At 37.3% G+C, this 14926-nt stretch carries 13 protein-coding genes and 1 pseudogene; 2 read left to right on the forward strand and 12 right to left on the reverse strand.

Going from position 1 to position 14926, the window contains the following annotated elements:
• Positions 1-43: 43 nt before the first annotated feature.
• Entirely contained in the window at positions 44-784 is a 741-nt protein-coding gene (fabG, locus tag I6L50_RS23505) for a 3-oxoacyl-ACP reductase FabG (RefSeq protein WP_219303279.1), read from the reverse strand.
• 133 nt (positions 785-917) lie between these two features.
• On the opposite strand from fabG, the gene I6L50_RS23510 reads away from it, so the two are divergent.
• Entirely contained in the window at positions 918-1067 is a 150-nt protein-coding gene (locus I6L50_RS23510) for a YfhD family protein (RefSeq protein WP_002066466.1), read from the forward strand.
• 74 nt (positions 1068-1141) lie between these two features.
• Here I6L50_RS23510 and I6L50_RS23515 read toward each other — a convergent pair whose 3' ends face one another.
• From I6L50_RS23515 to I6L50_RS23555, 9 genes and pseudogenes are all read right to left on the reverse strand, one after another.
• Positions 1142-2995: a terpene cyclase/mutase family protein gene (locus I6L50_RS23515; RefSeq protein ID WP_219303280.1), complete on the reverse strand. Its 1854-nt coding sequence runs from the start codon at positions 2993-2995 to the stop codon at positions 1142-1144.
• A gap of 102 nt (positions 2996-3097) precedes the next feature.
• Positions 3098-3523, reverse strand: coding sequence for a divergent PAP2 family protein (locus tag I6L50_RS23520; protein ID WP_000447809.1), 426 nt, complete (start codon positions 3521-3523; stop codon positions 3098-3100).
• A gap of 80 nt (positions 3524-3603) precedes the next feature.
• On the reverse strand, positions 3604-4545 hold the full coding sequence (gene rarD / locus I6L50_RS23525; RefSeq protein WP_219303281.1) for an EamA family transporter RarD: 942 nt from the start codon (positions 4543-4545) through the stop codon (positions 3604-3606).
• Positions 4546-4650: 105 nt separating this feature from the next.
• Positions 4651-4899 carry a DUF1294 domain-containing protein gene (locus I6L50_RS23530; RefSeq protein ID WP_000871335.1) on the reverse strand — a complete coding sequence of 83 codons (249 nt, stop codon included), beginning with the start codon at positions 4897-4899 and terminating at the stop codon, positions 4651-4653.
• A 73-nt stretch (positions 4900-4972) separates the two neighbouring features.
• Positions 4973-5107 (reverse strand): hypothetical protein, encoded by a 135-nt coding sequence (locus tag I6L50_RS23535; RefSeq protein WP_002014348.1) that lies wholly within the window; start codon positions 5105-5107, stop codon positions 4973-4975.
• Positions 5108-5164: 57 nt separating this feature from the next.
• Positions 5165-8527 (reverse strand): tubulin-like doman-containing protein, encoded by a 3363-nt coding sequence (locus tag I6L50_RS23540; RefSeq protein WP_215551912.1) that lies wholly within the window; start codon positions 8525-8527, stop codon positions 5165-5167.
• 83 nt (positions 8528-8610) lie between these two features.
• A complete protein-coding gene (locus I6L50_RS23545) occupies positions 8611-10707 on the reverse strand; it encodes a vWA domain-containing protein (protein WP_219303282.1) in 2097 nt (698 codons plus the stop codon).
• Between the two features lie 255 nt (positions 10708-10962).
• A pseudogene (locus tag I6L50_RS23550) lies at positions 10963-11302 on the reverse strand (VOC family protein).
• Between the two features lie 72 nt (positions 11303-11374).
• Positions 11375-11710, reverse strand: coding sequence for a hypothetical protein (locus tag I6L50_RS23555; RefSeq protein WP_219303283.1), 336 nt, complete (start codon positions 11708-11710; stop codon positions 11375-11377).
• A gap of 137 nt (positions 11711-11847) precedes the next feature.
• Here I6L50_RS23555 and I6L50_RS23560 point away from each other — a divergent pair, with 137 nt between their 5' ends.
• Complete coding sequence (locus I6L50_RS23560) at positions 11848-12270, forward strand: hypothetical protein (RefSeq protein ID WP_219303284.1); 423 nt, start codon at positions 11848-11850, stop codon at positions 12268-12270.
• A gap of 38 nt (positions 12271-12308) precedes the next feature.
• Here the strand turns inward: I6L50_RS23560 and I6L50_RS23565 are convergent, their stop codons facing one another.
• Positions 12309-13028, reverse strand: a complete 720-nt coding sequence (locus tag I6L50_RS23565) for a class I SAM-dependent methyltransferase (protein WP_219303285.1) — start codon at positions 13026-13028, stop codon at positions 12309-12311.
• An 81-nt stretch (positions 13029-13109) separates the two neighbouring features.
• Complete coding sequence (locus I6L50_RS23570) at positions 13110-14804, reverse strand: peptide ABC transporter substrate-binding protein (RefSeq protein ID WP_219303286.1); 1695 nt, start codon at positions 14802-14804, stop codon at positions 13110-13112.
• Between the last annotated feature and the right edge of the window lie 122 nt (positions 14805-14926).

Raw genomic sequence — 14926 nt, forward strand, 5'->3', positions numbered from 1 at the left:
GAACCTGACCTACTCGGTCAGGTTCTTTTCATTATGTATTCATTTACACTTGCAACCCACCGCTCACATTTAATACCTCTCCTGTAATGTAAGACGCATACTCTGATGCTAAAAAGGCAGCTGCGTTTGCAATATCTTCCGGCGTTCCGATTCTTCCAACTGGAATCGCTCCAACCATTTTCTCTTTTACTTTATCCGGTATTGTTTTTGTCATATCAGTATCCATAAATCCTGGACAAATCGCATTACACGTAATACCAAAACTCCCAACCTCTTTCGCTGCTGTTTTTGTTAAACCTACAACCCCTGCTTTTGTAGCCGCATAATTTGCTTGTCCAATATTTCCTTCCCTACTAATAGAAGAAATATTAATAATCCGCCCATACCCTTGTTGCCTCATATAAAGAAGCGCTGGCTGCATACAGTAAAAAACGCCAGTTAAGTTCACTTGTAATACTTGTTCCCAAGCTGATTTCTCCATCTTATGTAACATTGCATCTTTTGTAATTCCAGCGTTATTCACTAAAATATGTAATGTACCAAATTTTTGCACCGCATATTCAATTAACGACTTCGCTTCATTTTGATTACTCACATCACATCGATATAAACTCACATCATACCCTTCATCTGATAATTCACGTGTCGTTTCTTGTAGCTTCTCTTCATTTACATCACTAATTAATACTTTGGCCCCTAGTTTTGCAAAAACTCGTGCGATTTCTTTTCCAATCCCCTGCGCAGCACCCGTTACAACAGCTGTTTTCCCATTCAATGATTCCATCTCTATCCCCCATTTCTATTAGTTATATTGTATATTTCGGCTCTATGCTTTCCAAATCCTCTTTGTATAAAAAAGTCTATTTGTGTCAAACTAACTTTGCAACACCGCATAAAACACAAGGAGATTGTGTCGAATGAAAAAAAAGAATGTAAATCGAAACAAAGCTGCCGATGGCATTGATGTTGAGTTCGCTCGCGAACTCGCTGACCACAATGACTTAGAAGCAAACGCACGTGCAAATGCCGCTGATGCACGTCAAAAACGCCAATCAACAGAAAAATAAGGCACTACAACGTTCCTTATTCTTTTCAACAGGGACCTACTACCCATCAAAATAAACCGAGAGTATCTCTCGGTTTATTTTCTATATTTCTTTACGTAGTGCGCTAAAGCAAGTAACGGATATATATGCCCATAACTATGATAGCGAATATAAAAGCCCCCCGGTAACCCTGTACCAGTAGGATATTTTTCATTCATAGTAGACTGCGCAAGCAAATATGAAATTCCTTTTCGAATAATCGGTGTTTCTTGATCGTAGTAAGAAATGAGTGCATCAAGTGCCCACGCTGTTTGTGACGGCGTACTAAAAGGTAAAGAAATAAATTTTTTCTCTACACTACTTTGACAGGATTCTCCCCACCCTCCGTCTTCATGCTGCAAATGTTCGAGCCATGAAGCTGCTTTTTTCAACGATGGATGAGTAGAAGGCACTCCTAATGCACGTAAGCCTGTCATCGTTGCCCATGTCCCATATATATAACATATCCCCCATTTTCCATACCATGATCCATTCTGTTCCTGTACATCCATTAACCATTTGATAGCTTTCTTTTTTTGCTCTTCAAGCAATTCATTCGGTGCATACGTTCCGAATAATTCTAACACCCTACCTGTAATATCTGGTGTGGACGGATCGGTTATCATATCACTCGCATTTTCAATCGGCAAATTCGATAGTAACTTGCTCGTTACCCCTCGTTCAAAAGCTCCCCAGCCTCCATCATTGTTTTGCAATCCTTTTACCCATTCCACACCTCTTCCCCACGCATCATCTACTCTATCATTCCCTCTACTTCGCGCTAACGCTCTAAGGGCAGCTGTAGTATCGTCTATATCAGGGATCGTCGTATTAACATCTGAAAATCCCCAACCGCCAGCTACAAGTGATGATGCATGTACGCTCCAATCTACCTTTTTAGTTTGTTGTTTTTGCAATAAATACTCCGTCGCCCTTTGAATCATCTTATTTTCATTTGTAGCTTTAGCTTCTTGCAATGAATAGCTAAGTAAAGCGGTATCCCATACGGTAGAAGGAGAATTTTGCAAATGACTTCCTCTGTCCATCTTCCATATATAAGATTTTAATCCTATCACAGCTTTTTCAATAATTGGAGACTGAATAGAGTGCCCTAATGCAAGCAAAGCATAAATCATATAAAACGTAGCACTGGCGTAACTATATAATGTTCCATTTTCATCTATACGCTCCTTCATAAAGCGCTCTACTTCTTCGTATCCTTTATGATGTAACGATAATGGATAAGATATTACCTTTTTCACATCACCTAACAACGATTGAAACAGCGGAGACCGCTCCTCTCGAAACCATTGCCCACCCCCGCCTGCAATATGATTTAAATTTGGCAATAACTTTTTCTCTACACGGAATCTCTTATTCATACAAATCATCATCGGAATTAAATGTATACGCGCTGAGCTGCTTAGCCCAAATATACTGAGGGGGGAGTCATCTTGTAAAAATAAGATTGGCGTTGGAAAGTGAAAAAGCGCAGGAAATTCATATTCTCCATGAATCGCTAATAAAAATTTCGTCATAAAATGAGCACGAGAAACTCCCCCATGTTCCTTAATAAACATTTCAGCTCGCCTCATATTCATATCTTCTTTCGAATATTTTTCCGAAGCAAGTAAAGCAGCATATGCTTGAATCGTCGCGGATAAATTCCCTCCCTTTTCATCTTCGTATAATTTCCAAGTCCCTTCATTTGTTTGAAGAGATACTAACCTTTTCACAAACGGTTCTATTTCGTCATTTCGCCCTAATAATTTGAGTAAAAAAATCATGTGACAATCCGTTAGCAAAGCTCCTTCAAAACAAAATTGCCACGTTCCGTCTTGCCTTTGCATCGTTTGAAGTGCAGTCGTTCTCCGCCCTATCTCCTCATGCACTTTGTCATATAGTAGCACACCGCTCACCCACCTTTTCTAAGTCCGTATACGATATTCGAAAACTCATCTAAATATGTATGAAAACAAAGAAAAGCAGAACGTGTATTACACACATTCTGCTTACAAACAATACCCAACCCCGACAACAATTCCTAATAGTGCACCAACAACAACTTGATACGGTGTATGTCCAACGAGCTCATTTAACTTTTTATATTCTGTTTGTCTACCATGAAAAAAATCATTCAATATTTTCGCTTGTTTACTTACCGCAAGCCTTACTCCTGAAGCATCGTACATAACAATAATGGCAAAAATAGCGGCAACCGCAAATATTGGACTCTCCACACCTTCCACCACTCCGACACCTGTAGCAAGTGCAGTAACAGTCGAAGCATGCGAACTTGGCATTCCACCTGAAGCAAAGAACTTAGCAAAATCAAACTCGCCTGTTTTTATTAATTTAAAAACGACTTTCGTTAACTGTGCTAAAAACCAAGAAATTATAGCTGCTATAAGTGGATCATTATGTAAAATTGTTTCCATGTTTTTCAGCTCCTCACTGACTATAATGGAATTTCTATATAATATAAGTATAAAGAAAAATGCGTAGAAAATACTACGCATTATGATACTTTTGCTGATTTATTTTTAATGAATTTTGGTTGCTTCTGTAGTAGAAACTTTGTTTTCGCCATTGAAAAGACAAATAAAGCAATCCATATACCGAAAAACGCAATCATATGAGTAGATGTGAAATGTTCACCAAAAACGAACACACCTAAAATCAAACTAATAGTCGGCGCGATGTATTGTAAAAACCCTATCATATAGAGCGGAATAAGTTGTGCTCCTTTAGCAAAATAAAAGAGTGGTAACGCTGTAACAATACCTGCCCCTATTAAAAGAAACGTTGATATTGCCGAAATAGAACCGAACGAACCAAAGCCATGAACTCCTGTCATAAACAAATATATAAGTGCAAATGGCGTCACTAACATCGTTTCCATCGTAAGCCCAATTGTTGCATCATAATTTAATAATTTTTTCGTTAATCCATATAATCCAAATGAAAAAGCAAGTGAAAGAGAGACCCATGGAATTGATCCGAAACGTATCGTTAAAATAACAACGCCCAATCCAGCTAAACCAACCGCAACATATTGCCAAAAATTAAGCTTCTCTTTTAAAACAACTGTACCAAGTAAAATACTTATAAGTGGATTAATATAATACCCAAGACTTGCTTCGATTACATGGTTATGATTTACGGCCCATATGTATACAAACCAGTTTCCACTAATAAGTACCGAAGCAATTGTTAATGACATTAATAATTTAGGTCGTTTAAAAAGGGCCACTAACTCCCCACCAAACTGACGAAACCTCTTCGTTACTCCTAAAACTAACAACATAAAAACAAATGCCCAAACGATGCGATGCGCTAATATTTCATCTGCCGGTACTTCCTCCACCCATTTCCAATAAATCGGAAGGACTCCCCACATCGTATACGCACCTGCTGCATATATAATCCCCTGCTTTTGCTCTGCTGTTTGACTCCCCATCTTCCTTTTTCTCCTCTTCTCTTTTTTTCTTCATTATAAAGTCTCACATGCTTACTTTACCAATATTCAATCTGCATTTCTTTCGACATTCCTTTTGCAAATCCTTTATATGTATAAAAACACTCCTACTGTTATAATAACGAGCACTGGAATACCGAAGACAAATTTACTTTTATGTGTCTTATGATGAAACATATACATACCAATCCAAGCTCCAACCGCTCCTCCAGCTGCAGCTGATAAAAACAACGTACTTTCTGGCGTTCTCCACTGCTTTTTCTTCGCTTTTCGCTTATCAAGCCCCATCATACTAAATGCTATAACGTTAATAATAATAAAGTATATCCATTTCATCTTATTCTCTCCCTTAAAAAATTCGCTTTATTGTAACACGAAAAAACCACGCAGGCGAGTAGCCTGCATGGTTTTATAATTCAGTCTCTTGATTTTCTTGTTCTTTCTGTTCTTCCATTTGTTGTTCAGCGATTTCCGCTGAAATCATTCCATAATAAATTTCTGGATATAATCCAAATATTTGATATACACTTCCTAAAAATGGCATCGGAATCCCTCATTTCTAAAGTTGTATTGTCATTCTTAAGGATTCCCTTTTCACTCATTATACATTCGTTTTTGGCACTTCTTCTTCATCGGGAACATGTAATATATTTTGCCATTTTTTATAAGGCGCACTATTTGGATCCACATACCCTTTCGCATACGAACGATCCCACAATTGTTTCATAAACATCTCTTTCTCTTTCTTCGCAACCATATCTGCACCTGTTCCGTAATAGTTTTGGAAATACAGCTCAATTTCATCAAGGAATAGCCTTAACAAATCGTCAGATGTTTCTTCTAACGTCGGGTCATATTTTGCCTCACGGTCATACATTAAAATCATATCTAAAATATTATGAACATGCTCTTTACGGAGCCATCTTATATCTTGAGCGCCTAATACAAATGCATGTGTATATAAATGTCCACCTTGTATCATTGCCTTTTCTTGTTCTTCTTCAAATCGTGACAAGATGTTTTCATAAATAAACGGATTATGAAGCAATGCTCTGTGCAACTTATAACTTTCACTTGAAATATTTTTCCCCATCGACTGAATTAAAAAGCTACGGCCAACACCGTTATATTGATACACGAACTGTCCATCAACAGCCACTAGGCTAATCCAGCGATACATATACGCGTACAGAAGAGCACGATTACATTTATCGTAATCTAACTTCGTTTGCGTTGCATTCAAGTCTGGCATAAAGGCTGGTAAGTGCCAATATTTATCTAAATGCGGCGTCAAACTAGATTTTTTACTATTTAATTTGTTCACGCGGCGATAATACGATTGAAAATAATCACCTTTATCGTTCATAAAGCCATTCGCAATATGTCCAGATGAAAGCTTAGGAAAATCTTGTAGCGATAATCCGTAATGAGCACGATAACAAATCACTTCAAATGGTGAAAACGCCTCGTTTACCGTATCTTTTTCTTTAAACATTTCTTGCAATAACTCTTCTTGCAATTCTTGTTTTAAAGAAGGATGTACGCCCCAATATTGTAACTCTCTATGATGAGAAACTTTCGGAACGAACGGACTTGCTAAATGGAAAAGATCTTCAATTTTTTCACGAACGTATTCATCACGATCACGTTTCTTGAAATCTGCTTCTTTTCGCAATGCTTCAACGATATTAAGCTCTAGTTTGTCACGATAGCGCACTTGAAGTTCATCATAACAATAACTCAATATATGTTCACGATAGAAGTCTTCCACCTTTTTCGACTGAATTTCTTCGGCTTTCGCATCACGACAATATTCCCCGTACAAGCTCATATAAATTTCGGACGATATATCTTTCGGTAATACACCTAAATTTAAATGCTGCTGCATATCTTGCCAAATCTTTTCTTGCAATTTCTCTTCAGCTAATACGTATACATTCGTCGGGTTCGTTTTCCCCTCAAATTCCTTGCTTCGCTTTTGGATTTCAAACAATAAATTTTCACGTGTTTCGTGTAAATTATCAAAGAACCTTTCCCAATATTGAATCATTTTATCAACTGCTTGGTATAGCGATTGATACACGAGTTCTAATAACATTTCTTTACGATACTCACTTAATTTGTGGACATATTGCGTTACGATATCTTCAAATTCTTTTTTGAACACACGTTGCTGATTGTAAAACATTTTCCCGACCCAGCCTTGTTGCTGCGCAATTTCAACGCGGCGAACAGCCGTTACCGTTCCATCAATATTACTCACATTAAATTTCTTATCGTAGTTTTGAATTAAATTACGCTTTTGTTCATTATTTTCATGCAGTCGATTCATCTTCTCTACTAACTGCTTTCGAATTTCATACAGCATAAAACGTGCTGCGACTGGATGGACAGGATCCGTTTTCTTTAAAAACCATGTATTTAATTGATAAGACTGTCCTTCTGAGCCACTCGGTGTAAAACGATCTGATTCGATCATGTCATATAAAAGAGTAGTCACATGCTCATGTACACGGCTCGGAATGGCATAAGCATATAAACGAACCGCATGATCAACTCTCGCTACTTCCCCCTTCATTTGTTCCATCATTTTAAGCTTCGCAGCCGATATTTTACACTCATGCTGCAGGCGATTTAATTCTTCATCTTTTTGCACTGTACGGTGTACATAGCTTTCGACAGCCTCTAAAAACAACTTAGACTTCGCGACACCAACCTTACTGCCCTCTGCTCCTTCGCGCGTCTCATTGAACATTTGTCTATAAAAAATATGAGCCTGTTCTGGACGAGTAGCAAGATGCTCTAAATCTTCTAAATAACTTTTCCCACGCTCTGGCTGTTCACGCTGCATACCACGTTTTACATCTTGATCGTATCTTTGCTTCTTCTCTTGAAACAGTTGATCTAAATGAAGCCACGATTCATCTAAACCTTGCACCGCCCATTTTAAAGCACAGTATTTCAAAACGTGCTCATACGGATAAATGAGCTTCGCCGTTCCTGCTCCGCAATATCTCCCTTTCCCACTCGATTCTGCCAATTGCTGAATTTGATTATCTTCTTGTGCAAAATGATTTGCAGACATTGGACTAAATAACTGTAAATAAATCGTATTTGCCATTTGCTCCATATAATCCGATAAATTGTGCAAATGGTGCCCATGTAAATTTTCATAATCATATAAAAAACAATAATTGTACGGTAAATGATGCTGCTTTATCGTATGATTTGTTCTTCCATCTTCATCCACTTGATCAGGACGATATTCTAATTCAATCGTTACGCCGCCTCGTTTGGATAATTCACCAGTCGATCCAAGCGTAATAGCGTGCAACTCTTTTAACGATGCATAACCATTCGCTTGCACAGTTTCAAACTCTTTCGCACTAACCGTTCTCGTCTTAACTAAAACATCTGGCATTAAAAACGCACCGCGAATTAAAATGTTATGATGCTGCAATTTCTTCCGGAGCATCTCACGCAAATATAATGCGATTTGTAAAAACATCCCTGAACCTGTTCCGCCGGCTAGTGATGTTACAATAATGACACGTACACCATATTCCGTCTGATCACTTGTAACTGGAAAAATCTTCTCGATTTCTTGCCAAAACGATGTGAGTTTATCTTCTTTCATCGCAGCACGTAACGCTAAACGTGAAATGACGCGTAACTGTCCGGCTCCTTCTGTTAACGGTTTATCCAGTATAGTCGGGTCCATCGGAAACCACTCTGGAATCGTTGGATCTCCCGCAATATACTCTCTCGGCGTTTTACTCGAACTCGTTTGCGTCTTAAACTTCCGAATATGATCAAATTTACTCAATGTATTCACATCTGTATCAAATACATGCATTGCTACCTTTTTACGACGCTCCTCAGGTAATCTTTCATATATTTGATGTGTGACAGTACTACCGATTCCACCTAAGCCAATTAAAATTGTTGGAACTTGTAATGTCATGTGAACCACCTTCCTATTCTTGCTTGTTTGAAAAGAAGAATAAAGAGAGACGGGCCTCCTCCGCCCCTCTTACAGCCTATCTACTATTCACATTCGTACCGGTAAATCTCCTTACCATATCCTCTATCAATTACTAAAAGTTCATTTGGATACAACGTCTTATGCTCCATTCCTACCTCTTCCTCTGTTATAAACATCCCATCAATAATCATCCCAACTACTTGCGATTCTTTTGCTACAAATATAGATTTCGATCCTTTTTTCGCTATTAATGTTACAGATTGCACAGTCTTTCTTTCTGCTCGGAATGGAATGCCAAAATAGTGCTTCCACCATTTATTTTTAAGTAACTCTGGTTCAGATTGATAAAGCCAATCTTTCGCTACTTCTTGATCCCATTCGTAATATAGTAATGCTTTCCTATGAAATCTCGGACGAACAACCCATCCTAAAATAATAATTCCTACTATTAAAAGTAATAAAGTGATAGGAATTACAAATTTAAAAATGAGCGCATACTTCTCAAAAAACGGCGCATTTTCAATGTGCAGTACGATCTTTTCCTTTACTTCTTGTAATGTTGAATCATTGATCGTGATGGTAGCCTCTACGGTGCCGGTATCTGTAAAATTGAATGTGTCGGAGTAATAAGGTCGAGGATAAACATAAACTTGACTACCATGCTGTTTTAATTCATAGTTGATCGATTGATTCGATGTGACACCAGTAGATTTTAATAGTTTCTTTACAGCCTCTTCTGTCATCGGTTTACCATTTAACTGGGGCTGTAAAATAAATGGTTTACTATTTTCTAAATTTGTTACCTTTTCTTCATAATCTTTCGTAACAGCTTGAAGTGTTAATTTTGGTTTTTCAGCTGGTTCAATCTTGAATTCTTTCGTCTGTCTATAAAATCCCTTTATATTCATATGGACTTTCCCGCGTACTAACTCTTTACCAACCTGTGTCTCGTAATAAAACACATGTCTTTTATCATCCCACTTCATCGGATACTGCTTTCTGTCTATTTCTACTTCTGCTTCGAAATAAGAAGTTTGAATTGGTAATTCAGTAGGTTTCGCTTCAATAACAGCTGTCACACCTTCATACATTTTTTCAAGCGTTTTTCTATCTTTATCATCTTTGTCGTACGTAGAAACAGTATAATTAAGCGCTGGTTCAACAAGTACTTGTAATCCCTCTTTCTCAATGTCCTGATCCACTTCTATCGTATATGTCCCTGGCTTAATCACTTCCTGGTTCGCTGTACTTACATGCACTATATTTCCGAATAATTTAGCTTCTCCTGGTGCATGTATAGAAAAAGAAGACTGCAATTGTAACGGTTTGGAAAGTTGCATAACTTTATAATTAGACAAAGAAGGTGATTGTCGTACAAGCGTCATACGCTTTAATGGAAATGGTGTTGTAATCTCTACTTTTTTCCCTACTATTTTCGTTTTGACAATCGACTCAACAGAAGAAAATGGATCACGATTTGCAACTAATGCTGCCACTTGATTCACACTTTGTACAATACCATCCTCACCGCTAGACGGCATGACAACTCCATTCATTTCTTTTTTCCAAATCTCTTTAAACGTATTTAACTGCTCTTTTTCTTGCTGCCCTAAATCCTCTTCCATCGTGATTAAGACTGGGTGTAAAGAGATCTTTTTAGAATCCATCTCTTTCTTAAACTGCGCTAACTTCTGTGTAATTTGTTCTTTTCCGCCAATCTTATCTTTCTCCAAATCATTAAATGCCCCGTCAGTTAATACAATAAGCCAAAATTCACGTTTCCCATCTATATCTGCTTCCTTCTCTATAGATTGCATCGCCGTTTCTACTGCGCTAAATGGAGTATTTAAATATGTTTTCCACGCGCCGATTCCATTAATTTCTGTTTGCCTTTGATCCTTTGTTAACGAAATGTTTAACGGATCATTTGGCTTACTCATTGGAACGTAAGAAAATTTATCTTTCTCATCTAATAGCGCAACTAAACTTTGCAAGGCGTAATTGGCATACTTCCAGCGATCGTTATTTCTCATGCTGCCCGAATCATCATATACAAGTGAAACGACCCTTTCCTTTGCCTCCTCTCCTTTTGCAAAAACTGAAAAAGGTAAACATATAAATAGAAACAACATGAACGTGGCACAAATTCGAATTTTCATGATGAGGCTTCGCCACCTTTGTAGACAAATTCCTATGTTTAAATTTATGAGGGGAAACAAGATATATGACTTGTATTTTAGGACAACGAACGAACCATAACTTTATTATGTAAATAGATATATAACTTGGTAATATTCCTTCTAGCATTTTCTATCCAATTATATAAGTAAAAAAGCCTGTTTAAGCTCCACCCTTAAAACAGACTTTTCCTACTTTTAAAATTAAAAACTCCTAGCAAAAAGTTTGATTTTTAATTAGCACATCACTTCAATTGTATATCCTCCAGGTGCTTCGACATAAAACGTATACGCATGTGCATGTTTAGGCGGTTCGACTGAAAATCCGTCTTCCTTCAATCTTTGATTAATTTTATTAACTTGTTCTTCATTTTCTTGTGGAAATCCTACATGAAATGTTTTCGGATAATGAACTTCTTTCCCTTTCATTAAAGTTAATATAAACCCATCATTATCCCGCAAAAACCGCAAAGGCATTCCCCCTTGTTCCACTACAAGTTAAACTAAAATATTTTTCTAAAAACTCTCTAGCAGCTGTTACATCTATAACTGTTAAATTAAGATGATTAATTTTCAATTCACTCGCCTTCTTTCTTAATTTTCTAACATTTTATCATATAAATAAAAAACACGCCTTTCACAGCGTGTTTCATTGCTTCACATATACCTCAACAATTGGATTTTCTTTATTATCTGCATGTAAACGTATATTCTCTTCACCCGTATTATAAATGCTAGCTACCAGCATAACTGTTAACAAATTAGGGATTTTCCCGTCACTCCCATATTTTCGTTCAAGAGCTTCTGTATACTCGAAATCCAAATCACCCTGCACATATGTATACACTTCAAAACCATCTTTCAAATTACATACGACCGTATCAATAATATCCGCTCCTACTTGTTTCTTCATTTCACCTCGCAGTGCTTCTATTAATTCCTCCCAAGGAACTTCGTACGTCTGAAATTGGTCTGTAGATTTCATTTCTCTTCCTCCTCGTTATGTATCCTGTTCGTATATTTCCCCTTTCGTATAACAATTATGATAGATAGGTCATTCATACAAGCCGCACTTGTCCCCCCTACATATCGTATTACTGTAATGGGGAAGGAGGAAAGAACATGCATAGAAAAAGATGTTATGATACATGCCAACGTTATTTCGGTAAAGTTGTTCGAATTGAAGATCGGGATGGTCGCATTCACTTAGGCAAAATAATCGATGTAACAAACGATTCTGTTTGGATTGAACCAATGCAACAGCGCTCATCTTTTGATACAGGATTCGGATACTATGACGCATATTCAAACGGTGGATGTGATATTTGCGGTGGTCTTAGTAGATGTGACAGCTGTGGATTTGGATTCGGTGGTGGATTCGGTGGTGGATTCGGTGGTGGATTCGGTGGTGGATTCGGTGGTGGATTTAGTGGCTGTGGTTGCGGCGGTCGTGGTTGCGGTGGTTGTGGCGGCGGTGGCTGGGGCCTTGAACTCGGATTTGGCTTTATTTTTGGAATTACTTTGGCTGCATTATTTTTCATCTAACATAGTAAAGAGTTGACTATCTTTAGCCAACTCTTTTTCTATTTTTCACATATAAAAATCCGATGCCCTAAAATATGTTGATACATAAGCAGTACTTGTTCGTGTTGCACCCACGCCTCATACAATTCTTCCGGAATAAACGGTGATACATTCCACTCTGGCTCTTCCACATGTCCTGCAACTGTTTCTGCAATAGTTCCGCCACCCGCAATTGTAATTCTTTTAAAATTTGCCGCTTGAAATAAATGAACCCACTCATTCTCAGTTAATAATTCTTTCATACCGTATAACTGTCCAATCTTTTCCTCCTCTTTCTTCTCAATATGTTTTTCGGTAATCATTTCAATGACAACAAGTCTCCCATCCTTTTGTAATACACGATAACATTCCGAAATAACCTTTTCTTTATTTGTAAAAGCGAGTATAGATTCTCCAAGTACAAGCTCAAAATAATCATTTAAACACGGTAACCCTTCTACATCGCCTTGAATCAATTGTATATTTAAACCATCAAACAACCATCTATCTTTCGCTTTTTGAATCATAATTTCATTCTTTTCAACCGCTGTCACTTTATAACCCAATTCTTTTGTCATATACGCCGCTGTTTTCCCCGTGCCGCAACCTATCTCAAGAACATTTGCTCCGTGTCTAAGTGGCAATTGAGATAGTAATTGCTTCGTTAACGTAAAACCCCCAGGATGAGCACTCCCTATTCCGTAATAAGCTAAGAAGTCGATGTAAGTATTCCGTTCCATACGATTCTCCCTTTTTTATTTTATATATTCCAGGAAGGAAGAAAAGTGCATAAAAAAAGGGCGCATCGCGCGCCCTCTCTCTTACTTATCTTCACCAATATATGCCCATTTGTAGCTGTAATCTCCACCAACTGGATGGTGAATAATACCTTTTACTTTCGGTCTTTGAACAAGAGCATCACCACGTTGATATAACGGTGCAATTACAGCGTCATCAAGTAACATTTTCTCAGCTTTCAGTAAGCTATCCCAACGATCTTTCGTTTTCGTTAATAGCTCGCCTTTACCTTTTTCTACAATTTCATCGTATTTCGGATTTGAATATCCAGTTTGGTTATGAGGTCCATTTGTAACGAACATATCAATGAATGTCATTGGATCTAAGTAATCAGGTCCCCAACCAGCGTAAGATAAATCATAATCTAGATCTGATTCTAATTTTAATTTTTGTTTAAACGGTTGGTTTTTCAAATTCACTGTTAAGCCCGGTAAGTTCTTCTCAAGCTCTCCTTTTAAGAACTCACCTACTTTTTTCGCATTATCGCTATCGTAGTTTAATAGCTCTACAGTTACTTGCTCTTTTCCAAGTTCTTTTTTCGCTTTTTCCCAATGCTCTTTTGCTTTTTTCACATCTGTTTTTAAAATATCTCCGTTATCTTTACGGAAGTCTTTTCCATCTGGACTCTTCGCAAATTCTTTTGGTACTAAGTAATCTGCAGGTGTAGATCCGTCATTTAAAATTACATTCGTTAAGCCTTTTTTATCATATGCCATTGCAATCGCTAAACGTAAATCTTTACTCTTTAACACTGTATCTTGATTACCACGTTTTTGGTTTAATCGTAAGAAGAACGTTGACGGTGTTTTTTGTGTAAAGAAATCTGGATTTGATTTATATTTGTCAACCATTTCAGATGCAAGTGCTGCACGATCGATTTGTCCACTTTCATATAAGTTGACACGTGTACCGCTATCTTTTACTACGTTAAAGTTGATTTCTTCTAATTTAACTGTTTTATTATCCCAGTATTGTGCATTTTTCTTTAATTTCCAACCTTGTTCATGTTTCCAGTCTGTTAATGTAAACGGTCCGTTATACAACGTTGTATCCGACTCTAAACCGTATTTTTCACCTTTTTCTTTTACGAATTTTTCATTTAACGGATAGAATGTTCCGAATGAAGTTAATTCTACAAAGTAAGGAACTGGATTTTCTAATTCTACTTCTAATGTGTAATCATCTACAGCTTTTACTCCTAACGTATCAAGCTCTGCTTTTCCTTCATTAATTGCTTTTGCGTTCTTTAAATCAAACATAATGTATGCATATTCCGCTGCTGTATTTTTATCTACCGCGCGTTTCCAAGCAAACACGAAATCCTTCGCTGTTACAGGTTCTCCATTTGACCATTTCGCATTTTTATTTAATGTGAATGTATATTTTTTACCATCATCACTCTTTTTATATGATTCAGCAACCCCTGGTGCTGCTTTATTATCTTTATCAAGTCGATATAAACCTTCCATTACGTTGTTTAAAGCAAGAAACGATACTTGGTCTGTCGCTTTAGAAGAATCCATAGATGGAATCTCTTGGCTCTCCGTTAAATTAAGTACTTGCTTTGCAGCTAATTTCCCGCCTTCTTTTTCGCCACTTTTCGGCGTTGTGCTTGCCTTATCTTTATCCCCTGATCCCGAGCAAGCTGTTAATGCCATACTCATTACTAGAACTGGTGCTACAACCGCTGTTAATTTTGTCATCTTTTTTCTCTTCATTTTTTTGTACCCTCCCCAATTATATGTACGATATTAACATTTAGAGATTCTCTATTAACTTTCGTTATCAGAAAATTCTTATTAATTAATATTCTACTATTTTTTTCAGTTTTGTAAAGTAT

This window comes from Bacillus sp. FDAARGOS_1420 (genome assembly GCF_019344915.1).
Taxonomy (GTDB): domain Bacteria; phylum Bacillota; class Bacilli; order Bacillales; family Bacillaceae_G; genus Bacillus_A; species Bacillus_A mycoides.

Excerpts from the sequence above, each read along its gene's own strand:
- rarD (WP_219303281.1), bottom strand. The coding sequence starts at position 4,545 with ATGGGGAGTCAAACAGCAGAGCAAAAGCAGGGGATTATATATGCAGCA.
- I6L50_RS23560 (WP_219303284.1), top strand. The coding sequence starts at position 11,848 with ATGCATAGAAAAAGATGTTATGATACATGCCAACGTTATTTCGGTAAA.
- I6L50_RS23565 (WP_219303285.1), bottom strand. The coding sequence starts at position 13,028 with ATGGAACGGAATACTTACATCGACTTCTTAGCTTATTACGGAATAGGG.
- I6L50_RS23520 (WP_000447809.1), bottom strand. The coding sequence starts at position 3,523 with ATGGAAACAATTTTACATAATGATCCACTTATAGCAGCTATAATTTCT.
- I6L50_RS23570 (WP_219303286.1), bottom strand. The coding sequence starts at position 14,804 with ATGAAGAGAAAAAAGATGACAAAATTAACAGCGGTTGTAGCACCAGTT.
- I6L50_RS23510 (WP_002066466.1), top strand. The coding sequence starts at position 918 with ATGAAAAAAAAGAATGTAAATCGAAACAAAGCTGCCGATGGCATTGAT.
- I6L50_RS23530 (WP_000871335.1), bottom strand. The coding sequence starts at position 4,899 with ATGAAATGGATATACTTTATTATTATTAACGTTATAGCATTTAGTATG.
- fabG (WP_219303279.1), bottom strand. The coding sequence starts at position 784 with ATGGAATCATTGAATGGGAAAACAGCTGTTGTAACGGGTGCTGCGCAG.
- I6L50_RS23545 (WP_219303282.1), bottom strand. The coding sequence starts at position 10,707 with ATGAAAATTCGAATTTGTGCCACGTTCATGTTGTTTCTATTTATATGT.
- I6L50_RS23540 (WP_215551912.1), bottom strand. The coding sequence starts at position 8,527 with ATGACATTACAAGTTCCAACAATTTTAATTGGCTTAGGTGGAATCGGT.
- I6L50_RS23555 (WP_219303283.1), bottom strand. The coding sequence starts at position 11,710 with ATGAAATCTACAGACCAATTTCAGACGTACGAAGTTCCTTGGGAGGAA.
- I6L50_RS23535 (WP_002014348.1), bottom strand. The coding sequence starts at position 5,107 with ATGCCATTTTTAGGAAGTGTATATCAAATATTTGGATTATATCCAGAA.